Below are 25,954 nucleotides of genomic sequence, written 5' to 3'. Positions count from 1 at the left end.
GGTTTTTTATTTTCTTTTTTTTACTAATTTTATCTTATCAAAATATAAGCCAATGAATTCATTATCAGCCGTTGCAAATTATACACTAAAGTTTATTAATCAAACAAATAAGTCTGTTTTTCTTACAGGAAAAGCAGGAACAGGTAAAACTACTCTTCTCAAAGAAATAATTAAAACAACACATAAAAACACAGCTGTTGTCGCTCCTACTGGTATTGCTGCTTTAAATGCTGGAGGTGTTACAATACATTCTTTATTTCAACTTCCTTTTGGTGGTTTTATTCCAGATACTATCGCTCCTCACATTAAAGATGCTGTAAAATTTGAATCTAAAAGTACTCTTTCTAGACATTTTAAAATGAGTGCTCAAAAGCGAAATGTTATTAGAAATATTGAATTACTTGTTATCGATGAAGTAAGTATGCTGCGAGCTGATCTTCTTGATGCTATTGATTTTATGATGCAATCTGTTAGAAGAAATAAAAATCCTTTTGGTGGAGCACAAGTATTGTTTATAGGAGATTTACTACAATTACCTCCAATTATCAAACCTGAAGAATGGCAAATTCTCAATAAATATTATCAAGGTAAATTTTTCTTTCATTCTCAGGTAGTGCAACAAAATCCTCCTTTATATATTGAATTGGATAAAATTTATCGTCAAACAGATAGTGAATTCATCGATGTATTAAATAATTTACGTAATAATACTATAACTAAAGCTGATTTAAGTGTTCTAAATCAATTTGTTAACCCTAATTTTGATTTTAAGAAAAACAAAGGTTTTATTACTTTAACTACACATAATAAAAAAGCTGATTCAATAAATACTGAAGCTTTAAATGAATTAGAAGGTAAAATTTTTAACTTCAAAGCTCAAATTATAGACGATTTTCCTGATAAAATTTATCCACTAGAAGAAACATTAGAACTAAAAGTTGGTGCACAAATTATGTTTATCAAAAATGATCTTTCTTTTGAGAAAAATTACTTCAATGGAAAAATGGGAATTATTAAATATCTTTCAAAAGATGAGATAATTGTAGATTTTCCAGAAGAAAATAAAAGTATTGAAGTAGAACGTTATGAATGGCAAAATATACGGTACAAAGTAAATGAAACTACTAAAGAAATTGAAGAAGAAGTACTAGGAACGTTTACGCACTTCCCTATCAAATTAGCTTGGGCAATAACAGTTCATAAAAGTCAAGGTCTTACATTTGATAAAGCAGCTTTAGATGTTTCACGTGTATTTCAACCAGGACAAGCTTATGTCGCTCTTTCACGTTTAAGATCACTAAAAGGGTTGGTTTTATTGGCTCCTATTCAAATGAATGGACTTTCTAATGATAGTGATGTTATGCTTTATGCTGAACAAAAAGCAACAGATGAATACATTCAAAAATCATTAGAACAGGAAACTAAAAATTACTTATTTAACTATTTAAAAGCAACTTTTGATTGGCAAGATTTAGCTCAAGAATGGAGAAATCATCGGTTTAGTTACAAAGAAGAAGCTCCAAAATCACCTAAGTCAAAATATGCAAAATGGGCTGAAAATCAATCTAATAAAATTGATAATTTAGTTATTCCTGCTCAAAATTTCATAAAACAATTGAATAATATATTTTCAAAGCAAGAATTTGATATTCAGTTTATAAATGAACGATTTCAAGCAGCTTATGCTTATTTTTATAAAGATTTAGACAATTTTGTTCATGAATTACTGCTTAAAATTGATGAAATTAAGAGAATTAAGAAAGTAAAAACTTTTTATGATGAATTAAATGATTTGGAAGATTCCCAAACAAAAACTATTCTGCGTTTAATGAAAGCCAAGTTGTTGATTGAAATGGTCGCTTCTGGCAAAGAAATTTCAAAAGAAAATCTTATTTCAGATGAAATTTTAAGCTATAAAACTAGCAAATTAAAACAAATACGCGATTTAAATACGGTAAAACCAGGAGTTTTTGATATTGATCCAGATGTTTCTTATTATGAACCAAAAACAAAAAAACCGAAAGAAAGTAAAAAACCTACAATCGAAATTACATTAGATTTTTGGAAAGAAAAGATTTCAGTTTCTCAAATTGCTTCTAAACGAAAATTAACAGAAACTACTATTTACAGTCATTTTGCAAAGTTAATACAACAAGAATACATTGCTATAGAAGATGTTCTTCCAGAAGAAAAAATTAAAAAATTAAAAGTATTGTTCAAATATTTCAAAGGAGAAAGTTTATCAGAACTTAAAGAAACCGTTGGTGATAAATTTTCTTGGGAAGAGCTTAAATTATACAAAGCAAGTTTGAAATAAAAACTTTAAATATTATGTTTAATCATCTGTAAATAAATATTTTAATTATTTTTTATGAATCAAACGAGTTAGTTTTATAGATAAATCAGTTAATATTATTTTTCCATTTCCATTTCGTTCAATATGATAAATTGCATCTGAAATTTCCTTAAATATTTCGTCAATATTTCCTCCATTTACAAAAGGAGCAAATTTTTTCAATTCAAAACCATCTAAACCTTCGTCTAAATAGACTAAATCTTTTGCAGTATAATTCTCTAGCATGGCTTGCCTAAAAAATTCTATACAGTAATGTAAAAATTGTTTTTGCACTTCCCTACCGTAACTTGCTACTTCTTCACTCCAACTTATTAATTCTATTATGGAAGCAGCATTTCCTTTAGCTTTAAAGGCTGAGCGAACCCATTTTACAAACCATTCTTCATATAATTTATCATCCTTTTCATTATTGGCAAGTTTTAAGGCTTTGTTAATATCTCCTTGAGCCAAATGAGCATATCTTTTAGCAAGAACATCAGTTGTTCCTTTGGTTTTGAGTAGAGTCTCAATTTCTTGTTGTTCAGGCTTATTAAATTCAATAATTTGACAGCGAGAAGTTATAGTGGAAATAATTTCTTCTACACTTTCTGTAATTAGTAAAAAGATTGTTTTTTGAGGTGGTTCTTCTAAAATTTTAAGTATTTTATTAGAAGTTGCTGTGTTCATTTTATCTGCCATCCAAATTATCATGACCTTATAACCTCCTTCATATGATTTTAAAGAAAGCTTTTTGACAATCTCTAAAGCTTCATCTACACCTATTTGACCTTGTTTTTTCTCAACTCCCAAATGAGCATACCAATCTTGAAGACTCCCAAATGGATGTAGATTGACGAATTCTTTCCATTCTTTTAAGAAATTATCACTAACAGGATGACTTTTTACATTTTCAGTGGTTGTAACAGGGAAAACATAGTGAATATCAGGATGTGATAGTTGATCTACCTTAATTTGGCATTTTTCAGAATCAAAGTTTTCAACATTTTTTTCATTACATAATATATATTTTGCATAAGAAATCGCTATTTGTAAAAGACCAATTCCTTCAGGACCAACAAATAACTGAGCATGAGCTAACCTACTGCTATCAACACTTGAAGTTAAGTAATCTACAGTTTTTTTATTTCCAATTACATTTTTAAACATTTTTTAGGCTCTAAATTTTACATCTTGTTGAAAACACAATAAAAATTGTTAATAAGTCGTTTTATATTGTTGAAAAACCAACTACTTTTCTTAATAGTTTAGTAAAAGATTTATAAACAGTTCTTTTATCATCAATTTGTTTACACTTACTAACAAAAAAAGTAAATGTACACAAAAATAATTGTTAATGAATCGTTAGTATAATAATTGTAAAAACTAGTATTATGTTAAGCAAAATTTCAAAATTAGGACTATTGTTTGCAATTCTTTTTGCAACCTCTTATTCTTATGGTCAACTTCCAGTTCCTTTTAAAGTTAGATATCAATCTTACGTGAAAGGTGATATGACTGTTATTGCGAATAATATTGTTAATAGAAAAGATTATGGAAATAATCCTAACATGCCTTACATGAATGCAACTAGAACAGCCAAACTTAATGATGAGTTTGAAATGTTTTACATTGACATTGATAGTGACATGTCTACATTCAGTTCTAGTGCTGCAACATTAAATCTTGAAAATGAACAAAACAAAAAAATAGTTTATGCAGGTTTATACTGGTCTGCTACTTATAAATATAATAGCGGAGTTAAAAATAAACGAAACAAATTTAAAGCATTTGATAAAAATAGAGAAGCATTTGATCAAATTAAGTTAAAACTTCCTGGGGAAAGTAAATATGTAGATGTAAAAGGAGAAATTATCTTCGATGGTTTAGATAAAAAAGGTTTTGATGAAAGTGCTCCTTATGCTGTTTATGCAGATATCACAGAATTAGTAAAAGGATTAGGAAGTCCTTCTGGAGAATATACTGTAGCAAATGTTAAAGCTACTCAAGGAGTAGTTGAAGGTGGTGTTTCTGGTGGTTGGACTATGTTCTTTGTTTACGAAGACGATAATGAAAGTGCTAAATTCATAACTTCTTATGATGGGTTTGCTGGTGTAACAGATAAATCTACAGAAATTTTATTTTCAGGATTTAAAACGTTACCTGAAGGAAATGTTTTTGCAAAATTAGCATGTGCTGGTTTAGAAGGTGATAATAACTTAGCAGGAGATCAATTACAAATTAAGTCTGAATTAAGTGAAATTTTTACATTATTGAGCGGACCACTAAAATTAGAAAATAATTTTTTCAATAGTAACATCATTATTAATGATCAATATTTTACGGATAGAAATCCAAATAGTAAAAACACTTTAGGATATGATACCAGTTTAATTACTATTGCAAATCCTGATAATTCAGTAATTCAAAATAACACTAATAATGTTACTTTAAAACTGAAAACAGTAGGTGATAGATATTTTATGTTCTTTAATGCTTTCAATGTGGAGGTTCAAGAGACTGACAAAGAACCAGTTATGATTGTTTCAAATGATTTGTCAGAAACAAATAATACAGTAGTTTCTACAAACCCAGTTAGTAGTGAAAAAGTTGTAGTAGAAAACACCAATGGAAATGACATAGCAAAATCAACTACTTCAATTAAAACTGATACAAAACCAAATGTAACTCCAACTAAAGAAACTATAGTTGCACAAACAACAAAATCAGAAGAAAAGATAACACAACCAGTTAAAAAAGAAACTCTTATAGTCGCTAAAACTGATACTACTCCAAATAAAAGCTCCAATAATGTTGTTTTAGCACCAAAAAAAGAAGTAGTTATTAACCATCCAAAAGTTAAAACAGAAAATGAAGAAGTAATAGCCTCTAATACAACTAGGATTGATCCTGTTTTAATTAGTGAAAAATTAAGTCAAGTTGCTCAAATGCAAAATGGACATAAGCCAAAAGTTACAGCAATTCCTGGACCTATGGTTGAAATTGCAAACCAACAAAGAGGATTTTATGTAATTGCAAATGTGTTTGCAGTTCATAAAAACGCTACCAGATTTGTTGCAAAACTTAGAAGTTTAGGTATTGATGCTAATTTCTTCATCAATCCAAAAAACAATTATAGATATGTGTTTGTTAGTAAAAATGATTCTTGGACAAATGCTTTAAATTTATATTATTCAAATGTAAATGGTAAGTATTATGGAGACACATGGATTATGTTAGTTAATACAAGTCCAGATCAAATAGTAAGTAATGATCAGAATGTAGATTATAATGACCCTTTTTGTCCCCAACAAAAAATGGTTGCCACGAGAACTAAAGATGAAGAACTCGTGTAAACGTTAAATTAGTATTAAAAAAAGACTCAATTGTGAGTCTTTTTTATTTTTGTAAATTGCGAAAAATTATCAAACAATAAAACAACAACAATATCTCAAATGAAAACAATCAATACTATTGACTTTAAAGGTAAAAAAGCCATAATTAGAGTAGATTTTAACGTGCCTTTAGATGAAAACTTTAAGGTTACTGATGCTACAAGAATTGAAGCTGCAAAACCAACCATTGATAAAATTTTAAAAGACGGTGGAAGTGTAATATTAATGTCTCATTTAGGAAGACCAAAAGGTAAAGAAGAAAAATATTCGCTAAAGCATATAATAGATAAAGTTTCAGAAGTTTTAGGCAAGGAAATTCTTTTTGCAGATGATTGTATTGGTGAAGAAGCACACTCAAAATCAAGTAATCTACAACCAAACCAGATACTTTTACTAGAAAATTTAAGATTTTATAGCGAAGAAGAAGCTGGTGATGAAGAGTTTGCAAAAAAATTGGCTTCTCTTGGAGATATTTATGTAAATGATGCTTTTGGAACAGCACACAGAGCTCATGCATCAACAACAATTATTGCAAACTACTTTCCAAATGATAAATACTTCGGATTTTTATTAGGTAAAGAAATTGAAAGTATCAATAAAGTTCTTAATGAATCTGTGAAACCAGTAACTGCTATTTTAGGAGGTTCTAAAGTGTCTTCAAAAATAACAATTATTGAAAATATTTTAGATAAAATAGATCACATGATTATTGGTGGTGGAATGACGTTTACTTTTATTAAAGCTTTAGGTGGAAATATTGGAAACTCTATCTGTGAGGATGATAAGATGGAATTAGCTTTGGAAATTTTAAAACAAGCAAAAGAAAAAGGAGTACAAATTCATTTACCAGTTGATGCAGTTATTGCCGATTCATTTTCAAACGATGCAAAAACACAAATTATTGATGTAACAAAAATTCCAGAAGGCTGGCAAGGTTTAGATGCTGGACCAAAATCTTTAGAACTTTTTGAAGAAGTTATTTTAAAATCAAAAACGATTCTTTGGAATGGACCAGTTGGAGTTTTTGAAATGCCAAGCTTTGCTAATGGAACCATTAAAGTAGGAGAATACATTGTAGCAGCAACTAAAAATGGAGCTTTTTCACTTGTTGGTGGAGGAGATTCTGTTTCAGCCGTTAAACAATTTGGTTTTGAAGACCAAGTAAGCTACGTGTCTACAGGTGGTGGAGCAATGTTGGAAATGCTTGAGGGAAAAAATTTACCTGGAATTCAAGCAATTATACAATAATAATACTATTTTTGACTTTTTTGAGTTATTATAGATTAACAAACTATTAAATTACAAATTCCTGTATGATGAAAATCAGAAACATTTTATTCCTATTAGTCCCATTTATTACCTTTGCTCAAGAGAGTATTGAAACTAGTTTAATTGAAGAAGTTGCTCCAAAATTAACCTATTTAGATTCTTTAAAAGCTTCTTTTGTAAATCACAGCACAAGTACTTGTATTGATAGTAGATGGATGGAAGAATTATCTAATCAGGAACTTTTTGATGATATGTATGCTGATATTTCTGACTTGGATATTGATGAAGCAGTTGCTTATGAAATGTCTACTGAAGTACTAAAAAAAAGACTTAAAAAAATGGACGACAAATCTCCATTTAATATTGAATACAATACTTCTCTTGAAAATGTAATTAAATCATTCTTAAAAAATAGAAAAACAAGTTTTGAAAGATTAATGGCTATATCTGAATATTATTTTCCAATGTTTGAAGAACACTTAGCAAAATATGATGTGCCATTAGAAATAAAATATTTAGCCATTGTTGAATCAGCTTTGAATCCGAGAGCAAAAAGTAGAGTAGGAGCTTCAGGACTTTGGCAATTTATGTATCCAACAGGAAAGCAATTTAACTTAGAAGTGAATTCTTATGTGGATGAAAGATATGATCCTTTAAAAGCAACTGAAGCAGCTTGCCAATATTTATCAAGTTTATATAAAATTTTTGGAGATTGGAGTTTGGTTTTAGCTTCATACAATGCTGGTCCAGGAAATGTTTCAAAAGCAATAAGACGTTCTGGAGGAAGTCAAAACTATTGGAATATTAGAAAAAATCTTCCTAGAGAAACGGCTAATTATGTTCCTGCTTTTTTAGCAACAATGTATATTTATGAACATAAAAAAGAATTAGGAATTGTTCCAAAGAAAGCTCAAATTACTTATTTCGAAACCGATACTATCATGGTTAAAAGAGAAATGAGTTTCAAACAAATTTCTGAATTATTTGATGTTCCACAAGAACAAGTTGAGTTTTTAAACCCAATTTATAAGTTAAACATTATTCCATACATTGAAGATAAACCACATTATTTAAGATTACCAAAAGACAAAATTGGATTATTTGTTTCCAATGAAGAAGCTGTTTATGCTTACATTGATTTTGAAAAAAATGGTGGTGAAAAAGCAAGAGAAGAAGCACTTGCCGAAAGCTCAACTCCAGAAGAAACTAAAGTTGTTGCTTACCAAGAAACTAAAACCAAAAGCAAGTTAGCTTATCATACAGTAAAACGTGGAGAAAGTTTAGGTCTAATTGCACAAAAATATGATGTAACGGTTACTGAATTAAAAAGATGGAACAATTTAAGATCTTCATTAATTAATGCAGGAAAAAAATTAAAAATTTATAATTCTAAAGAAGAAAGTACTAAATCTTATACTTCAAAATCAAACGCAACTACCTATGTAGTAAGGAGTGGAGACTCATTATATACCATTGCAAAAAAATTTCCTGGAGTTTCTGCAGATGATTTGAAAGAATGGAACGGTATTAGTGGTAATAATATTAAACCTGGAATGAAATTAAAAATAAACGGGTAAAATTTTATTAAATCAACTTCAAATGAAAAAAATTATTGTACTGTTTTTTGCTTCTTTTTTATTGTTTTCATGCAAAGAAGAAGTTTCAAATAACAAAGGACTTTCTGAATCATCAGGAAACATTAATAACGTTTCTATTTTTATTGATGAACCTCTTTGGAACGGTGAAATTGGTGATTCTTTACGAAAAAAACTAGCAGCTCCAGTTGATGGTTTGCCACAAGAAGAACCTCTTTTCAACATCAATCAATATCCAACAAAAATTTTTGATGGTTTTGTAAAAAAAGGAAGAAATATTATTGTGGTTCAAAAATCAGACAAAAATGGTTTTGCAGCTCGAAAAGATTTATACGCTTATCCTCAAAATGTTTTTTTTATTACTGGAACAACTTCTGAAGACTTAATTGCTAAAATTGAAGCAAAAACTCCACAGATTATTAGTACGATAAGAAATGGAGAAATTGTTGAAAATCAAAGACGAATGAAAAAATCATTGGTCAACGATAAGAAAATTCAAGACATGTTTGGTTTAACTATGAACATCGGTTACGGTTATAACTATGACATGGAAAAAGATAAATTTATTTGGTTGCGAAAAGAATTTACTTCAGGCTATAATAGTCTTTTAATTTATGAAGCTCCAATTTCTCGTGTAGAAAAAGACGGAAATATTGTTCAAAACATCATTAATTTAAGAGATTCAATAGGAAAAGCAAACATTCATGGAACACTCGATAATACATGGATGATTACAGAAGAGGCTTATGCTCCTTATTTGTTTCAAACAAAATTAGACAACAAGTTTACTTATTTAACAAAAGGAACTTGGGAATTAAAAAACGATTTCATGGCTGGACCATTTGTCAACTATGCAGTAAAAGATACCAAGAATAATCGTTACCTCATTATTGAAGGATTTACCTATTTGCCTGCAAAAGCCAAAAGAGATCATGTGTTTGAATTAGAAGCAATTATCAATTCGGCTAAAATCAAATAATAAATTTAGATTTCACAATTTATAAATGAAGAGCAAATTAATTGATTCCTAAAATTAGTTTCTGCTCTTTTTTTAATGCAATATTTCAAATATGCTTACATTCAAAATAAAGCGTTTTAACGAACTTTCTCTTCAAGAACTATATCAATTGTTGCAATTGCGAAGTGAAGTCTTTGTAGTGGAACAAAATTGCGTTTATCAAGACATTGATGGCAAAGATGAGAATGCAATTCATGTTTTAGGTTTTAATAATGACGAAATTGTAGCTTACACCAGATTGTTTGATAAAGGATATTATTTTGAGGAAGCTTCAATTGGTAGAGTAGTGGTAAGCCAAAAAGTAAGAGCTAAAAAATGGGGACACGACTTAATGAAAGTTTCCATTGAAGCTATTGAAAGAGAATTTAAAACCTCAGCAATTACAATTTCAGCTCAAGAATATTTAAAAAAATTTTACGAAACACATCGGTTTGAACAAACCAGTGAGATGTATTTAGAAGACGATATTCCTCATATTCAGATGAAGAGGAAATGATTTTGAACAATCGATTTCTATTCTTTTATTGGGATTTTAAATTGATGACTCCAAAACCTATCGTCTTGATTTCTACAACTTATAAAAAGTTTTAATGTATCATTTTTGATGGTTTGTTTACTAATATTAATTTCCCAAATACTTTCTGTATTCTCAATTGTAGCTCCTTTTATATTTCGAAGACCAGGAGCAGAAAGACTTAATTTTCTTGAGTCAATATTTTCTGTATTTAATATTAATTTTGCTTTTTCATTCCATCTCAAGAAATTCATTCCACTTTCAATTCTCAACATTATTTTTTGATTTTCAATTTGGTAAACAAATTCATTATTTTGAATAGTTTTCCAACCAACTAATATTAAAATAGAAATAAATAAGAGTAATATTTTATAATGTTTTTTCAAAGCTTATTCAATCTTAGTAATCACCAATTCAACTCTTCTATCTTGATCAGTACTTCCACCTAGAGGTTGCGTGTTTCCATAACCGTTATAAATCAACCTTTTTTCATTTACTCTTCTTGAAATAAGATATTTATAAACTGCTTTGGCTCTATTTACAGATAATTCACGTTTTTTAGTGTCTTTATCAACGGCTTCTTTTTGGTAAGAAGGTGTGCAACAAATATGGCCTTGTACTTCAAGTTCTATTTTTGGAAAACGATGCATTCTAATGGCAATTTTGTCTAGTTCTTTTTTGGCTGAAGTAGTCAATCGACTGCTTCCTCTATCAAAGAAAACTTTGTCAAGGGTAATTTTATCACCAACAATTACATCTTTTCTTAAAACAGTGTAGTTTTCGGGTTTTGTTCTTTTTACAATGGGTGGTTTAAAGTTTACCAACACATCTACACGTCTATTTTTAGAACGAACTTCTGGAACATTACTCTCTAAATCTTCATCAATCATAATGCTTCCTTTTCCTTGAATGGAAACAATAATTTTACTTTTTATGCCATTGAGCAATAAGGTGTCTTTAATAGTATTAGCTCTTTTGGTTGATAAATCAAAATTGTAAGCATCCTTTCCTCTATCATCACAATATCCAGAAATTTGAATAGACTCAACAATAGATGTATCAATGGTTTTAATAAATTTTTGAAGCTCTTTTTGTTGGTCTTTTCTTAAATCAAATTTATCAAAATCAAAATAAATGGACTGTAAAATTTCATCCTCTTGTGCAAATGAAGTCATGAAAATTAATAAGAAAAGGTATTTTAGAGAACGCATTATTTTTTTAATATTTTATTATACTCAGCTGTGTTTTTTAAAATGTTTTTAGCCTTAATGATTTCAGCACTATGTTTTGTTTCGTAATCATACAAACCTTCTTTGTATTGAAAACGCGTAATAATTTCATCGTTTAAAAGCATGATGATTTCTTCTTTGTTTTTGTCTAATTCTTTTTCGTTGCTTTTTTCAATGGCTGCTTTTAGCAAATTGTATTCTGCTTGAATATTTTTATCTATATTTTCCTTTTTAGCTACTTCAAGAGTATTTTCTAAAGCTCTTTCGGTTTCTGTATTCATCTTGTATTCTTGTTTTTTGACGAATTGTTTAAATCCATCATAATCAGAATTAGAGAACATAGCATTTGGATTGTTTTGATTTTTATAATAAAATTCTGTTGCATAGTTAAATATTGCATCATTTGCTGTCAAAGCTTTTGAAATAGTAGAAGGTTTTGTTTCTGCAACTTCAAGATCTGGCATAATTCCACCACCATCATAAACGGTTCTTCCTTTTTTGGTTTTGAAAGCATTGTAATTTTTTTCGTCAGTACGAATAGCTTTTCCGTTTTCATCTTTATGCGAATAATCTAAAGCTTGAATACATCTACCAGAAGGAGTGTAATATTTAGAAATAGTAACCTTTACTTGTGTTCCGTAAGATAAATTTAAAGGTCTTTGTACTAAACCTTTTCCAAAACTTCTGTTTCCAACTACAACTGCTCTGTCTAAATCTTGTAAAGCACCAGCTACAATTTCTGAAGCTGAAGCACTTCTTCCATTTACAATTATCGCTAAAGGAATTTCTAAATCTATAGGTTCATTTCTTGTTTTGTAATCACTATTGTGTTTTTCAACTTTAGATTTTGTAGTTACAATAGTTTCGTTTTTTGGCACAAATAAATTACAAATATTTACAGCTTCACCCAACAAACCACCAGGATTTCCTCTTAAATCCAAAACAATTTTTGTAGCTCCTTGTTTTTTTAAATCCAATAAAGCTGCTTTAGTTTCAGAAGAAGCTTTTTCGGTAAACTTAGACAAAACGATATACCCAATGTTGTCTTCCAATAATTTGTAATAAGGAACAGCTCTTAAATCTACTTCATCTAAAATTATTTCTCCATTAGTTTTTTTACCTTGTCGGAAATAAACAATGTTTACTTTTGTATTTTTGGCTCCTTTCAATAATTGTGAAGCATCTTCTTTAAAGTCTTTGAGTAAAACATCATCAATTTGAATGATTTCATCACCAGCTTTTAAACCAGCTTTATCAGCAGGAAATCCTTTGTAAACTTCTTTTAAAATTACTTTGTCTTCTTTGCGAGTAATCATCGCACCAATTCCAGTATATTCACCAGTATTGTTGATTTTAAATTTGATTACGTCTTGTTCGTTGAAGAAAACTGTGTAAGGATCTAATTCTTTCAACATGCTTTTAATTCCTTTATCCATCAAATCACCTGGATTGGTTTCATCCACATAATTTTGATTCACTGTCTTGAATAAATTGGTGAAAATTTCAATTTGTTTAGCCAATTCAAAGAAATCACCTTTGAAACTAACACCAACAAATAAAAACGAAATAGCTATAATAGGAATAATGATTCTTTTTCTAAAAAGAGATTTCATAACAATAGAATTAAGTAAAATGAACTACGAATGTAATTATAATTGAGCAAAAAGTAAACCAAAGTTAGGTTTTACTTAACATTTTCAACAAATTTTTGAAAAAGCTGGATAGTTTTCTCGTTAATTTCCTGATAAGTTAAACGCTCTTTTGATTGATAAAAAAACATGAAAGCATAAGGTTTTTCAATGCTATCAACTAAAATGTGTTTATTTAAACGATAACATTCACGCAAAACACGCTTGAAATAATTTCGGTCAACAGCATGTTTAAAATACTTCTTTGAAACCGAAACACCCATTTTTATTAATTCTTTTTCTTCAGATGGATTTTCCACAAAAACCAATCGCAATGGATATTTTGAAACTGATTTTCCTTCACTAAAGAGTAAATCTATAGTGCTTTTGCTTTTCAGTTTTTCAGTTTTTGAATATGTAAATGCCATAAAGCAAAGGTATAAAAAAAGCTGTCGTAAAAAAGACAGCTTTTTTTCAATTTTAGTTGAGGTTATTTATTTTCATAAACATTATCATCTCTATTCACATCAGCCATTAATCCACTTGGGTCAATAACAATTGCTTTTATAGCAGATTTTGATTTAGGAATTTCAAAAGTATAAGTTGGATAAGCCCAATCCCAAGCCGCTAAAACAGTTCTTTTAATGTCTGTGTATGGATTTTCTTTCTCAAAACGCATCAAAGTATTCGGAATATAAAAAGTTTCATTAGAACCATCTTTATAAACCACAAGAATATCTAAAGGCATTGGCATTCTTCCTTTTCGCTCTAAAGTAACACCTGTTCTTTGTACACCATCAGTTGCACTTTCCACATTTTGAATAGCATAATCAATAGTATTTGTAGTTTGTGTCCAATCTACTAAGTACCAATCTAAATTAGCTCCAGAAACTCTTTCAGCACTTCTTTTAATGTCATTTGGTGTTGGATGTGTTAACTTATAATCGTAATAATAACGTTTTAAAGTTTTCATTAAGTTTTCAGTTCCAATAATATAACCTAATTGAGCTAAAAAAACTTCTCCTTTGCTATAAGCTCCAATGCTATAAGACATGTTGTAATCATATCTATCAGCATGTGTAGAAAGTGGTTGTTCTTTTCCAGAATTAGCTAAATATATATAATTTTTATAAGCACTTTCAAAAACGTTATCTTCTTTTTCTTTTGGAGGCATAATTTCATTCATGGCTAAATCAGAAATAAAAGACGTAAATCCTTCATCCATCCATTCGTGCTTAGATTCGTTTGAAGCTAGTACAAATTGAAACCAAGAATGTGCAAATTCGTGAGCTGTTACACCAACTAAACTTCCAAAACTTCTATTTCCGGTGATTAAGGTACACATTCCATATTCCATTCCACCATCTCCACCTTGAATTACTGAATATTGTTTGTAAGGATAAGGACCAACATTTTTATTATAAAACGCTAATAATTCAGCTGTTTTTGGTTGCATTTTTTTCCAATTTTCATTGTATTCTTTATTGTCTTTGTATAAAAAGTGCAATTCCACATTATTTTCACCAATTAACATATCGTGAATATAATCTTTATCAGCAGCCCAAGTGAAATCGTGTACATTAGGAGCAACAAAATGCCAAGTCAACTCTTTAGTTTTTCTTGGATATTTTACTTCAACACCTTTATCTTGGTAACCGTGACCAATTTCATTCTTGTTTTGTAAGTAACCAGTTCCACCAACAGTATAATCTTTATCAATTGTTAGTTTTACATCAAAATCTCCCCAAACTCCATGAAATTCTCTTCCAATGTATGGATCAGCATGCCAGCCTTCAAAGTCATATTCAGCCATTTTTGGATACCATTGTGTCATAGACAAAGCCACTCCTTCTTCAGAGTTTCTTCCTGACCGACGAACTTGTAAAGGCACTTGACCTTCAAATGTTAGTGAAAAAGTTGTTTTTGATTTTGGCAAAATAGCGTCTACTAAAGTAACTTCTAAAATTGTTCCAACTACTTTTGTAGATACAACTTTTCCATCCTGTTTTAAATTTGAAATATTTAAATAACCAATTTCATCAGGCTTTAAGGTTTTAATTCGGCTTTCAGTTACTTCTTTATCAGAAACTTTAAACTTCTTTACCATTCGTTTATCTGGATCGGAAATTGTTTGCAAACGAATATCCATTGCACTTCCTGGTTGAAAAGCATTAGGATATAAATGATAATAAACTTTACGTAAGGTATCAGCTGAATTATTTGTATAAACTAATTCTTGTGTTCCTTTGTATTGATAATTTTTTACATCCATTTTCACATCCATTTTATAGTCAACATGTTGTTGCCAATAACCTGGATTTGGATTGTTTTGAGCAAATCCAATAAATGAAATAAGTGCAATTAAAACTGTTTTTTTCATAATTTAGTATTTAAAAAATAAACCACAAAGTCATATAAATATGGGCTTTGTGGTTTACTATTTACTTAAAAAAAGTATTACATTTTTGAAGCCATAAGTAATGCATTGTAAGCATTTACTATTCTTCCTGATTTTGAAATTTCAGCAAAATTAGCATCGTGCTGATCTTCATCAACTAATATAGCATTTTTTAAAGGTGTTCCACTTGCCATAATAATTTGTTTTACTTGAGCAGCAGATAATTTTGGATAATAAGAACGAATTAAAGCAGCAACTCCAGCAACATTTGGTGAAGCCATAGATGTTCCTTGTAAATATCTGTAGTGATTGTTTGGTGTAGTTGCATAAATTTGCATACCAGGAGCAAAAATATCTACATTATTTTTTCCATAATTAGAGAAAGGAGCAACCATGTTTGGACCATAAGTAGCATTTAAAGCTCCAATGATTAAAACATTATCTGAAATTTCAGGAGCACCATCATAAGAATCGCTAGGGTACTTGTTGTGAACATCTAAATTTTTAGAATCATTACCAGCAGCAAAAATTACTAAAACATCTTTTTTAGCAGCATATTTTAAGGCATCTTGAACCCATTCTTTGTGAGGTGAAAAATATTTTCCAAAAGAACCATTAATTACTTTTGCTCCATTGTCAACAGCATAACGAATTCCTAATGCAATATCTTTATCATACTCATCTCCGTTTGGTACAGCTCTTACAGCCATAATTTCCACCATGTTAGCAACACCATCTCCACCAAGACCATTATCTCTAACCTGAGCAACAATACCTGCAACGTGAGTTCCGTGTAAAGCTTCTTCTGCGTCTGGACCAACTACATTGTTGTTACCATAATTAGTATCTTTAATGTCATTTGGATTATCTCCAACAATTGAACGACCGTCAAAATCTACATTATAATTGTAGTTAAGTTGATCATTTACTTGTTTTACACCACCTTTTAATCTTTCATCAAAAGCGGCTTTATCTTGACGAGCTAAGATGTTAGAAAACATTGCTTTATATTGTAATAATTTCTCGTCTGTAGTAGTCATCGCTTTAACTTCAGCTAAAGTGAAATTAGGATTTTTTAAATGCTCTTCTAAAGCTTTTTCAGCATTTAAAATCATATCTATTTGAGCTTTTTGCTGACCTAAACCTTCTAACTCTTCATCTAAAGCAGCTTTAGCTTTAGCATAATCAGGAGCACTTGGTCCTTGTTTTACAATACGAGTCATTTCTAATTGCTCATTAACAGCATTTCCTAAAAAGTTCCATCCATGAATATCATCAACATATCCATTTTTGTCATCATCAATTCCATTTCCAGCAATCTCTTTTGGATTAGTCCAAATAACTGCTTTTAAATCTTCATGATTGATATCAACACCAGAATCCACAATTCCAACGATAACTTTTTTTCCTTTTTTTCCTTTTAGCAATTCAGCATAAGCTTTATCAACGCTCATTCCAGGAACAGAGTCTTTTACTAAATCTAGATGACTCCAACGTTTTAAATCGTTTTCAGTTAATTTTGTAGTTTTTGTTTGAATAGCATCAATGTTTTCAACAGGAGTCGATACTATCTTTGAAGCACCACCACAACTTGCTAGAACAATAGCAAGTGCTGCTGATACATAAAAAGGTTTAAATGTTCTCATTATTTCAATTTATTTATTTTTATTAGACAATTATTTTTTAAAAAAGTTACATTTATAAGTTAAAAACATCTTCACAGGTTAAAACTTCATCTAAACGAATACCTTTTTCTGTTTTTTGAACGGTTATAATTTCATTGTGAGCATCATGCTCCAGTATTAATTTAAATTTTTTTTCAGCTGCCATTTCAAGAAAAAATTCTTTTTCTCCTAATGTTAATAAAGGTCTTGTATCATAACCCATAACATATGGCAAAGGAATATGACCAGCTGTTGGCAATAAATCTGCCATAAAACAATATGTTTCCCCTTTATAATTTATCATAGGAATCATTTGCTTTTCTGTATGTCCATCTGCAAAGAATATTCCAAAACCTAATTCTGATTCTTCTAATAATGCATTTTCAGGTTTTTTTATAAAATGCAAATGACCACTTTCTTGCATTGGAATTATATTTTCATGTAAAAAAGAAGCTTTTTCTCTATTATTTGGTTTGGTTGCCCATTCCCAATGATTTTCATTTGTCCAATATTTCGCATTTTTAAAAGCTACTTCGAAACCGGTTCTGTCTTTATTCCAAACTACACTTCCTCCACAGTGGTCAAAATGTAAATGTGTCATAAATACATCTGTTATATCATCACGATGAAAACCGTATTTTGCTAATGATTTATCAATAGAATGATTACCCCAAAGAGAATAATAGCCAAAAAATTTATCAGATTGTTTATCACCCATTCCAGTATCAATCAAAATTAATCGTTTGCCATCTTCAATTAATAAACAACGAGCAGCAATATCAATTAAATTATTGGAATCAGCTGGGTTGGTTCTGTTCCAAAGAGTTTTAGGTACTACACCAAACATAGCACCACCATCGAGCTTGAAATTTCCTGCTTCTATATGATAAAGTTTCATGAAAAAAAATTTGAGTGCTAAGTTACAAAAATTATAAACTTTGAATTGTGAATTGTATCATAAATGTTGCTTATCATAATATAAGTTATAAAAATGTTACAAATTATTGTAAAAAGTATTTAATGGCTTATCTTTGCAGTTAATTTAGACAAAATCAAAATAACAAATGATTAAAGTTTCTGATACAGCAAGCAAAAAAATTATCGACATGATGAAAGACGATGGTTTTGACGCTACTCAAGATTTTGTTAGAGTAGGTGTTAAAAGCGGTGGCTGCTCTGGATTATCATACGAATTAAAGTTTGATAAGCAACTTGGAGAAAATGATAAAGTCTTTGAAGATAATAATGTAAGAATTGCAGTTGAAAAAAAGAGTTTTCTTTATTTAGCTGGAACAATTTTAGAATATTCTGGAGGATTAAACGGCAAAGGTTTTGTGTTTAACAATCCTAATGCCCAAAGAACATGTGGTTGTGGAGAAAGTTTTTCACTATAAATCATTAAAAATATAAAATGTCAAAATATACAGAAGACGACTTAAAAGTCGAATTAGAAAATAAAGAATACGAATACGGATTTTACACCGAATTAGACTCGGAAACTTTTCCTATTGGTCTTAACGAAGATATCGTTCGAGCAATTTCTATGAAAAAAGAAGAGCCAGAATGGATGACAGAGTGGAGATTAGAAGCCTTTAGAGCTTGGGAACAAATGACAGAACCTGAATGGGCAAATGTGCATTACCAAAAACCTGATTTTCAAGCTATTTCTTATTATTCTGCTCCCAAGAAAGCAGACCCCAATAAAACATTAGATGATGTTGACCCTGAATTATTAGCCATGTACAAAAAGCTAGGAATTTCAGTTGATGAACAAAAAATGATGAATAATGTTGCGATGGATATCGTTATCGATAGTGTTTCTGTTGCTACAACATTCAAGAAAACTTTAGGTGAAAAAGGAATTATTTTCATGAGTATTTCTGAAGCCATCAAAGAACATCCAGAATTAGTAAAGAAATATTTAGGAACAGTTGTTCCACAAAAAGATAATTTTTATGCCGCTTTAAATTCAGCTGTTTTTTCTGACGGAAGTTTCTGTTATATTCCTAAAGGAGTAAAATGTCCAATGGAACTTTCAACCTATTTCAGAATCAATCAAGCAGGAACAGGTCAGTTTGAGAGAACACTTGTAATTGCAGATGAAGGAAGTTATGTTTCATACTTAGAAGGTTGTACAGCTCCAAGTCGTGATGAAAATCAATTACACGCGGCTGTTGTTGAATTAATTGCTTTAGATGATGCCGAAATAAAATATTCAACCGTTCAAAACTGGTTTCCTGGAAACAAAGAAGGAAAAGGTGGAGTTTATAATTTTGTAACCAAAAGAGGTTTGTGCGAGAAAAACGCAAAAATTTCTTGGACACAAGTAGAAACAGGTTCAGCTGTAACATGGAAATACCCTTCATGTGTATTAAAAGGAGATAACTCAATTGGAGAATTTTATTCGATTGCTGTGACCAATAATTTCCAACAAGCAGATACAGGAACAAAAATGGTTCATTTAGGTAAGAATACTAAATCTACTATCATTTCAAAAGGTATTTCTGCAGGAAAATCGAACAATAGTTATAGAGGGTTAGTACAAATTTCGTCAAGAGCTGAAAATGCACGTAACTTCTCTCAATGTGATAGTCTTTTGATGGGAAATGAATGTGGAGCACACACTTTTCCATACATTGAAAGTAAAAATACTTCATCAATAATTGAACATGAAGCAACAACTTCAAAAATTGGAGAAGACCAAGTTTTCTATTGCAACCAACGTGGAATTCCAACAGAAAAAGCTATTGCCTTAATCGTAAATGGTTTCAGTAAAGAAGTTTTAAATAAGTTACCAATGGAGTTTGCTGTAGAAGCTCAAAAATTATTAGAAATTTCATTAGAAGGTTCTGTGGGATAATGAGTAAATCTGTAATAATAGTTGGTTCATCTAGGAAAAATGGAAATACAACAAAAATTGTAGATGAATTGGCTAAACAATATGATATTGATATAATAAACTTAAGCAATTATAATTTTTCATATTATGATTACGAGAGCAATAATAGAAATGATGATTTTTTTCAACTGATAAAAGGAATAATTGACAAATATGACACTTTAATTTTTGCAACACCAGTTTACTGGTATAGTATGAGTGGAATTATGAAAGTGTTTTTTGATAGATTTTCGGATTTATTACAAATAGAAAAAGAAACAGGCAGAAAGTTAAGAGGTAAAAACATGGCAGTTTTAAGTAATTCGAATGAAAACAAATTGGATTATGATTTTTATTTACCTTTTAAAAAATCAGCCGAATATTTAGGAATGAATTATATAGGAGATCGGCATATTAATGCAGACCTTATTAAAAAAACACAAAATTTAGAAATAGCTTTTATAAAATAATTACAAATGTTAAGTATAAAAAATTTACACGCTTCAGTTGAAGACAAAGAAATATTAAAAGGACTAAATCTTGAAATAAAAGCAGGAGAAGTTCACGCAATCATGGGTCCAAATGGAGCAGGAAAAAGTACGTTTGCTTCAATCGTTGCTGGAAATGAAAATTATGAAGTTTCTGAAGGTTCAATTGAATTAGAAGGAGAAGATATTTCAGAATTAGCTACAGAGGAAAGAGCTCACAAAGGAATTTTCTTGTCATTTCAATATCCAGTAGAGATTCCAGGAGTTTCAGTAACTAACTTCATGAGAACTGCTATCAACGAATCGCGCAAAGCAAAAGGATTAGAAGATATGCCAGCTAATGAAATGTTGAAATTAATTCGCGAAAAATCTGAATTATTAGAAATCGACCGTAAGTTTTTATCTCGTTCATTAAATGAAGGTTTTTCTGGTGGTGAAAAGAAACGTAACGAAATTTTCCAAATGGCAATGTTGGAACCAAAATTAGCTATCTTGGATGAAACAGACTCTGGATTAGATATTGATGCTTTGAGAATCGTTGCAAATGGAGTGAATAAATTAAAAAGTAAAGACAATGCTGTTGTAGTAATTACACACTACCAAAGATTGTTAGAATATATCGTTCCTGATTTTGTTCACGTGTTAATGGATGGAAAAATTGTAAAGTCTGGTGGAAAAGAGCTAGCTTTAGAATTAGAAGAAAAAGGTTACGATTGGATTAAAGCTGAATTAGTATAAAATGGATTTAAAAGAAAAATTAGTTTCGTCTTTCATGGCTTTTGAAGAAAAAATAGACACTTCTTCAGAGCTTCACGATTTGCGAACAAATGCTATAAAAAATTTTGAAAACAAAGGCTTTCCTTCAAAAAAAGAGGAAGCTTGGAAATATACTTCCTTGAACGCGATTCTTAAAAATGATTTTTCAGTTTTTCCAAAAAAAGATAATGCTGTAGAATTTGCTGAGGTAAAAAAATATTTTTTACACGAAGTCGATACCTACAAAGTTGTTTTTATTGACGGAAAGTTCAGTTCGTTTTTATCAGCTACTACACATGAAGGAATTGATGTTTGTTTGATGTCATCAGCCTTAACAAAACCTAAATATAAGTTAGTTATTGATGAGTATTTCAATAAAATTGCCAGTAAAGATGAAACTTTAACATCATTAAATACTGCTTTTGCTCAAGAAGGTGCTTACATTAACATTCCAAAAAATAAAATCGCAGATAAGCCTATTGAAATCATTTATTTCTCAACAGGAGTAGAAGATGCTTTAATGGTGCAACCAAGAAATTTAGTTATTGTTGGTGAAAACGCTCATGTTCAAATTATTGAAAGACATCAAAGCTTAAATAGTAATCCAGTATTAACCAATTCGGTTACTGAAATTTTTGCTCAAAAAAGAGCCATTGTGGATTATTATAAAATTCAAAATGACAATTTAACTGCAAATTTAATCGATAATACATACATTTCTCAGAAACAAGAAAGTCGCGCTTCTGTACATACATTCTCATTTGGTGGAAACTTGACAAGAAATAATTTGAATTTCTATCATTTTGGAGAACATATTGATAGTACTTTAAAAGGAATTACGATTATTGGTGAAAAACAACATGTAGATCATTATACTTTAGTTCAACATTCTACACCAAATTGTGAAAGTCATCAAAATTATAAAACAATTATTGGTGATAGTGCTACTGGAGTTTTCAATGGAAAAATCTATGTGGAAAAAGAAGCCCAAAAAACAAATGCATTCCAACAAAACAATAATATTCTAGTTAGTGAAAAGGCTACTATAAACGCTAAACCTCAATTAGAAATTTTTGCAGATGATGTAAAATGTTCACATGGTTGTACAATTGGCCAACTGGATGAAAGTGCTATGTTTTATATGCAACAAAGAGGAATTCCTAAAAAAGAGGCACGTGCATTATTAATGTTCGCATTTTGTAATGAAGCGATTGAAAGTATCAAAATTCCGGAACTTAAACATAGAATTACTAAAATTATTGCTTCAAAATTGGAAGTTAAACTAGGTTTTGATTTGTAATATAATTAATCAAACAAAAAGCCATCTTTTTTAAAATGGCTTTTTGTTTTTATACATCTTTTATTTTTAAAAAAGTTAATAAAAGTTAATTTGAAGCTTTTTTTTTAACACTTTATCGTGTGTTATAATTTTACAACAAAATAATTTTTTTGTTATATTTCAGTAAATATATGTTAAAAACGCAACTAAAATGGAATTATCTTAGTGATTTCCAATAAAAAAGGCATTCTTTAATTACTTACTTCATTTTTTTTTATATTTTTACTTTCTTAAAAATATATTAAAATGCGTTTATATTTACTTTTCACATTATTATTTACATCTTTTATGTTTGGTCAGCTTAGTGATAAACACTGGCTTCCACCATTACACTCTAGAAGTACAACAACTATAGGACAACATGTAGTATATCTTTCTACACCTGAAATTACTCCTTTTCAAGTAGACGTTACAAATGGTAACGGTGTAGCAGTTGGTACGTATACCATTTCCGCTGGAAACCCTGCACAATTTACAGTTGGTAATGCACAACCTTCAGATATGTTTGTTGCTCAAGCAGGCTTGCATACAGTTTCTGGAAATGATGGTCTTATATTAACAGGTACTAGTGAGTTTTATGTAACTTTTAAACTTGATGCTGGTGCACATGGTGAAATGTTTGTTTCTAAAGGTAGAGCTGGTTTAGGTACTGATTTCAGATTAGGAAGTTCTCCACAAGGATCCAGTGACACTTTTAGAAACTTTGTAGCCAGTTTTATGGCAACAGAAAATGGAACTACAGTTACTGTTTCGGACTATGATGCAGGTGTTACATTTACAACACCAACTGGAACTACTAGTGCTGGAACTCAAACATTTAGTTTGCAAGCAGGACAATCGGTTGTTTTATCTGGTTACAGTAATGTTAATGAAAATTGGACTGGATTTATAGGAGCTCGTGTAACATCTACTAGACCAATAGCCGTTAACACAGGGAACATAACTAGTAATCCAGCAACTGGAGGAAATGATATTTGTTTAGATCAAATTGTTCCTGTAGAAAGAGTAGGAATGGAATATGTTGTTGTTAAAGGTAATGGTACTAATTTAACCGAATTACCTATTGTTGTAGCAACGCAAAATAATACTCAAGTATTTGTTAATGGAAATCCTATTCCTTTAACGACAATAAATGCTGGAGATTATTATATAGTTCCTTTTGCTTATTTTCAAGGAGCATTTAATCAAAACATGTATATTGAAACAGATAAACCCGTTTATCTTTATCAGATTCTAGCAGGTGATACAAATACCCATACAACGGGTATGAATTTTATTCCTCCGTTAAGTTGTAGTTATCCAAAAGTCGTTGATTTGATACCTAGTATTAATACTATTGGTTCTGGAGTTAATTTTAACACTGGAGGAGGTAGTACTAATGTTATTATAATTACTGTTGCAGGTTCAGTTATATCTCTTAATGGAGTAGTAACAACAGCAATTCCACAACCTGTTTTGGGTAATGCAAACTGGGAAACCTATAGAATTTCTGGTTTATCTGGAAATGTAAAAGTAGAATCTACTGGTTCAACTGCAGTTGGGGTTTTGGGACTTTCAGGAACAATGGGAGTAGCAAGTTTCTATTCTGGTTTTGGATCAGTTAATATAACTTATCAAGCAGGTGTTGGCATTGAAGAGAATGATATGACAATTGCAAATGGCTTAGCTATTTGTCCTGGGGATGTAAGGGTTTTAGATACTAATTTAAGTCCAAATGACTTTACTTTTGAATGGACAGTTGATATTGGAGACGGTAATGGTCCTCAAGTAATAGTTGGAGCTACTGGTCCTGATTATACTGTAGATAGTCCAGGTATATATTGTGTTACTACATCTAATGGATTTGTAGGAAGTGCTTGTGAGCAAACAGATTGTGTCGTAGTTGAATATTTCCCTGACTTTACAATTAATGATAATCCAGATGATTTACTTAGTTGTGATAATGAATTCGATTTAAGTGTAAATTCTGCAACCATATTAAATGGATTAGATCCTTTTCAATATAACTTAGTGTTTTTTGCTACATTAGCAGATGCCGTTGATCCAGATGGATTGCCTATTTCAAATATTCAAATAACTACTGCTCCTGTTACAACATTTTATGTCAGAGTAACTGATTTATTTACTAATTGTACTAAAATTACAGAATTTGATGCGATTGTTACACCTTGTCAAATTAATCAACCACCAGATATGATTGTGTGTGATGATATTTCTAATAATGGAACAGAAACGTTTGATTTAACCTCACAAGACGCAGCAATTTTAGGAGCTTTATTGCCAACTGACTTTACAATAACTTACCATTTAACACAAGCTGGTGCTGATGCAGGAAATGCTCTAGCAACTCCACCTACAGCTTATGTTGGTGGACCTAATCAAGTGATTTATGTGCGTATGGAAAGTAATATTGATCCAACTCAATATAGCACAACCACATTTAATCTAATAGTAAATCCATTACCTTCTGCATCAATAGGAACAAGTACAATTTGCGAAGGAACTGCAGGTACAGTTACTATTACAGGAACACCAAATGCTACTGTTCAATATTTGGATAATGTAGGAGCAACTCAAACTGTTGTTTTAGACGCTTCAGGTTCTGCTATTGTTACAACTCCTATTTTAACCGCTGATGCTACTTATTCTTTAGTGGATGTAACTTCAGTTGAAAACTGTACGCGTTCAGTAAATGGAACGGCTACAGTAACTGTATTGCCATTACCAATAGCAAGTATTTCAGCAAACACAATTTGTGAAGGGACAACAGGTACAGTAACTATTACTGGTACACCAAATGCTACAATACATTATACAGTTGATGGTGGAGCTTCGCAAACAATTGTTTTAGACGCAACAGGTCAGGCAGTTATTACTTCAGCTGTTTTAACAGTAGACTCAGAATATTGTTTAGTTGATGTAACATCAAATACTACACCAGCATGTACTCAAGCGGTAACGTCTTGTGCTACAATTACTGTAATTCCTTTGCCAACAGCTACTATATCAGCTAATACCACATGTAATGGATCAACAGGACAAGTAACAATTTCTGGTACAGCAAATGCTACTGTTAATTATACTATTGATGGTGGAACTACTCAAACAATAGTTTTAGATGCATTGGGTCAAGCAGTAATTACTTCACCTGTTTTAACAGTAGATTCAGAATATTGTTTAGTTGATGTAACCTCAAATACTACACCAGCATGTACACAGTCAATAACTTCTTGTGCGACGATAACTGTTTTATCTCTACCCACGGCTACTATTTCGGCAAACACAACATGTGAGGGATTAACAGGAGAGGTAACTATAACAGGTACGTCAAATTCTACTGTAAATTATACGGTTGATGGAGGATCTATTCAGACAGTAGTTTTAGATGCATCGGGTCAGGCAGTAATTACTTCACCGGTTTTATTGGGTGATTCAGAGTATTGTTTGGTTG

At 30.4% G+C, this 25,954-nt stretch carries 20 protein-coding genes; 12 read left to right on the top strand and 8 right to left on the bottom strand.

Annotated elements, in window-relative coordinates; genetic code table 11:
* Window positions 1-52: 52 nt before the first annotated feature.
* Window positions 53-2,317 (top strand): helix-turn-helix domain-containing protein, encoded by a 2,265-nt coding sequence (locus ACFO3U_RS00100; RefSeq protein ID WP_379737262.1) that lies wholly within the window; start codon window positions 53-55, stop codon window positions 2,315-2,317.
* A gap of 45 nt (window positions 2,318-2,362) precedes the next feature.
* On the opposite strand, the gene ACFO3U_RS00095 is transcribed toward ACFO3U_RS00100, so the two are convergent.
* Complete coding sequence (locus ACFO3U_RS00095; protein WP_379737260.1) at window positions 2,363-3,502, bottom strand: DNA polymerase III subunit; 1,140 nt, start codon at window positions 3,500-3,502, stop codon at window positions 2,363-2,365.
* Window positions 3,503-3,726: 224 nt separating this feature from the next.
* Between ACFO3U_RS00095 and ACFO3U_RS00090 the strand changes: the two genes are divergently transcribed.
* From ACFO3U_RS00090 to ACFO3U_RS00070, 5 genes are all read left to right on the top strand, one after another.
* Window positions 3,727-5,688 carry a hypothetical protein gene (locus ACFO3U_RS00090; RefSeq protein ID WP_379737258.1) on the top strand — a complete coding sequence of 654 codons (1,962 nt, stop codon included), beginning with the start codon at window positions 3,727-3,729 and terminating at the stop codon, window positions 5,686-5,688.
* Between the two features lie 99 nt (window positions 5,689-5,787).
* Window positions 5,788-6,975, top strand: coding sequence for a phosphoglycerate kinase (locus ACFO3U_RS00085; RefSeq protein ID WP_379737256.1), 1,188 nt, complete (start codon window positions 5,788-5,790; stop codon window positions 6,973-6,975).
* 65 nt (window positions 6,976-7,040) lie between these two features.
* Window positions 7,041-8,573 carry a lytic transglycosylase domain-containing protein gene (locus tag ACFO3U_RS00080; RefSeq protein ID WP_379737254.1) on the top strand — a complete coding sequence of 511 codons (1,533 nt, stop codon included), beginning with the start codon at window positions 7,041-7,043 and terminating at the stop codon, window positions 8,571-8,573.
* 22 nt (window positions 8,574-8,595) lie between these two features.
* Window positions 8,596-9,570: a DUF4837 family protein gene (locus ACFO3U_RS00075; protein WP_379737252.1), complete on the top strand. Its 975-nt coding sequence runs from the start codon at window positions 8,596-8,598 to the stop codon at window positions 9,568-9,570.
* 91 nt (window positions 9,571-9,661) lie between these two features.
* Complete coding sequence (locus tag ACFO3U_RS00070) at window positions 9,662-10,105, top strand: GNAT family N-acetyltransferase (RefSeq protein ID WP_379737250.1); 444 nt, start codon at window positions 9,662-9,664, stop codon at window positions 10,103-10,105.
* 17 nt (window positions 10,106-10,122) lie between these two features.
* Here the strand turns inward: ACFO3U_RS00070 and ACFO3U_RS00065 are convergent, their stop codons facing one another.
* The 7 genes from ACFO3U_RS00065 to ACFO3U_RS00035 all read right to left on the bottom strand — a co-directional run bounded on the left by ACFO3U_RS00065 (window position 10,123) and on the right by ACFO3U_RS00035 (window position 17,940).
* A complete protein-coding gene (locus tag ACFO3U_RS00065) occupies window positions 10,123-10,509 on the bottom strand; it encodes a hypothetical protein (protein WP_338376161.1) in 387 nt (128 codons plus the stop codon).
* A gap of 3 nt (window positions 10,510-10,512) precedes the next feature.
* The gene (locus tag ACFO3U_RS00060; protein WP_379737248.1) at window positions 10,513-11,334 is read right to left on the bottom strand and encodes an OmpA family protein; all 822 of its coding nucleotides are present in this window, start codon (window positions 11,332-11,334) and stop codon (window positions 10,513-10,515) included.
* Window positions 11,334-12,965, bottom strand: coding sequence for a S41 family peptidase (locus ACFO3U_RS00055; protein ID WP_379737246.1), 1,632 nt, complete (start codon window positions 12,963-12,965; stop codon window positions 11,334-11,336). The genes ACFO3U_RS00060 and ACFO3U_RS00055 overlap by 1 nt, the downstream gene beginning before the upstream one ends.
* A gap of 71 nt (window positions 12,966-13,036) precedes the next feature.
* Window positions 13,037-13,408, bottom strand: a complete 372-nt coding sequence (gene rnpA, locus ACFO3U_RS00050; protein ID WP_379737244.1) for a ribonuclease P protein component — start codon at window positions 13,406-13,408, stop codon at window positions 13,037-13,039.
* A gap of 62 nt (window positions 13,409-13,470) precedes the next feature.
* Window positions 13,471-15,360, bottom strand: a complete 1,890-nt coding sequence (locus ACFO3U_RS00045; protein ID WP_379737242.1) for a M1 family metallopeptidase — start codon at window positions 15,358-15,360, stop codon at window positions 13,471-13,473.
* A gap of 77 nt (window positions 15,361-15,437) precedes the next feature.
* Window positions 15,438-17,024 carry a S8 family peptidase gene (locus ACFO3U_RS00040; protein WP_379737240.1) on the bottom strand — a complete coding sequence of 529 codons (1,587 nt, stop codon included), beginning with the start codon at window positions 17,022-17,024 and terminating at the stop codon, window positions 15,438-15,440.
* Window positions 17,025-17,076: 52 nt separating this feature from the next.
* Window positions 17,077-17,940: an MBL fold metallo-hydrolase gene (locus ACFO3U_RS00035; RefSeq protein WP_379737238.1), complete on the bottom strand. Its 864-nt coding sequence runs from the start codon at window positions 17,938-17,940 to the stop codon at window positions 17,077-17,079.
* A gap of 166 nt (window positions 17,941-18,106) precedes the next feature.
* On the opposite strand from ACFO3U_RS00035, the gene ACFO3U_RS00030 reads away from it, so the two are divergent.
* The 6 genes from ACFO3U_RS00030 to ACFO3U_RS00005 form a co-directional block, all read left to right on the top strand.
* Window positions 18,107-18,436 (top strand): HesB/IscA family protein, encoded by a 330-nt coding sequence (locus ACFO3U_RS00030; protein ID WP_379737236.1) that lies wholly within the window; start codon window positions 18,107-18,109, stop codon window positions 18,434-18,436.
* A 17-nt stretch (window positions 18,437-18,453) separates the two neighbouring features.
* Window positions 18,454-19,902 carry a Fe-S cluster assembly protein SufB gene (gene sufB, locus ACFO3U_RS00025; RefSeq protein WP_379737234.1) on the top strand — a complete coding sequence of 483 codons (1,449 nt, stop codon included), beginning with the start codon at window positions 18,454-18,456 and terminating at the stop codon, window positions 19,900-19,902.
* Complete coding sequence (locus ACFO3U_RS00020; protein ID WP_379737233.1) at window positions 19,902-20,390, top strand: flavodoxin family protein; 489 nt, start codon at window positions 19,902-19,904, stop codon at window positions 20,388-20,390. The genes sufB and ACFO3U_RS00020 overlap by 1 nt, the downstream gene beginning before the upstream one ends.
* 6 nt (window positions 20,391-20,396) lie before the next feature.
* Window positions 20,397-21,146: a Fe-S cluster assembly ATPase SufC gene (sufC, locus tag ACFO3U_RS00015; RefSeq protein WP_379737231.1), complete on the top strand. Its 750-nt coding sequence runs from the start codon at window positions 20,397-20,399 to the stop codon at window positions 21,144-21,146.
* A gap of 1 nt (window position 21,147) precedes the next feature.
* Window positions 21,148-22,464: a Fe-S cluster assembly protein SufD gene (gene sufD / locus ACFO3U_RS00010; protein WP_379737229.1), complete on the top strand. Its 1,317-nt coding sequence runs from the start codon at window positions 21,148-21,150 to the stop codon at window positions 22,462-22,464.
* 285 nt (window positions 22,465-22,749) lie between these two features.
* Window positions 22,750-25,954: IgGFc-binding protein (locus ACFO3U_RS00005; protein ID WP_379737227.1), on the top strand; the 3,205-nt coding region annotated here is incomplete at its 3' end.

This window comes from Flavobacterium ponti (assembly GCF_042652765.1).
In the GTDB taxonomy this organism is placed as follows: domain Bacteria; phylum Bacteroidota; class Bacteroidia; order Flavobacteriales; family Flavobacteriaceae; genus Flavobacterium; species Flavobacterium ponti.
Note: the sequence above shows the minus strand (reverse complement) of the source record. Positions and strands in the feature narration are given on the sequence as shown.

Coding starts and splice junctions, on each gene's coding strand:
- ACFO3U_RS00100 (WP_379737262.1), top strand. CDS start 53: ATGAATTCATTATCAGCCGTTGCAAATTATACACTAAAGTTTATTAAT.
- ACFO3U_RS00095 (WP_379737260.1), bottom strand. CDS start 3,502: ATGTTTAAAAATGTAATTGGAAATAAAAAAACTGTAGATTACTTAACT.
- ACFO3U_RS00090 (WP_379737258.1), top strand. CDS start 3,727: ATGTTAAGCAAAATTTCAAAATTAGGACTATTGTTTGCAATTCTTTTT.
- ACFO3U_RS00085 (WP_379737256.1), top strand. CDS start 5,788: ATGAAAACAATCAATACTATTGACTTTAAAGGTAAAAAAGCCATAATT.
- ACFO3U_RS00080 (WP_379737254.1), top strand. CDS start 7,041: ATGATGAAAATCAGAAACATTTTATTCCTATTAGTCCCATTTATTACC.
- ACFO3U_RS00075 (WP_379737252.1), top strand. CDS start 8,596: ATGAAAAAAATTATTGTACTGTTTTTTGCTTCTTTTTTATTGTTTTCA.
- ACFO3U_RS00070 (WP_379737250.1), top strand. CDS start 9,662: ATGCTTACATTCAAAATAAAGCGTTTTAACGAACTTTCTCTTCAAGAA.
- ACFO3U_RS00060 (WP_379737248.1), bottom strand. CDS start 11,334: ATGCGTTCTCTAAAATACCTTTTCTTATTAATTTTCATGACTTCATTT.
- ACFO3U_RS00055 (WP_379737246.1), bottom strand. CDS start 12,965: ATGAAATCTCTTTTTAGAAAAAGAATCATTATTCCTATTATAGCTATT.
- rnpA (WP_379737244.1), bottom strand. CDS start 13,408: ATGGCATTTACATATTCAAAAACTGAAAAACTGAAAAGCAAAAGCACT.
- ACFO3U_RS00045 (WP_379737242.1), bottom strand. CDS start 15,360: ATGAAAAAAACAGTTTTAATTGCACTTATTTCATTTATTGGATTTGCT.
- ACFO3U_RS00040 (WP_379737240.1), bottom strand. CDS start 17,024: ATGAGAACATTTAAACCTTTTTATGTATCAGCAGCACTTGCTATTGTT.
- ACFO3U_RS00035 (WP_379737238.1), bottom strand. CDS start 17,940: ATGAAACTTTATCATATAGAAGCAGGAAATTTCAAGCTCGATGGTGGT.
- ACFO3U_RS00030 (WP_379737236.1), top strand. CDS start 18,107: ATGATTAAAGTTTCTGATACAGCAAGCAAAAAAATTATCGACATGATG.
- sufB (WP_379737234.1), top strand. CDS start 18,454: ATGTCAAAATATACAGAAGACGACTTAAAAGTCGAATTAGAAAATAAA.
- ACFO3U_RS00020 (WP_379737233.1), top strand. CDS start 19,902: ATGAGTAAATCTGTAATAATAGTTGGTTCATCTAGGAAAAATGGAAAT.
- sufC (WP_379737231.1), top strand. CDS start 20,397: ATGTTAAGTATAAAAAATTTACACGCTTCAGTTGAAGACAAAGAAATA.
- sufD (WP_379737229.1), top strand. CDS start 21,148: ATGGATTTAAAAGAAAAATTAGTTTCGTCTTTCATGGCTTTTGAAGAA.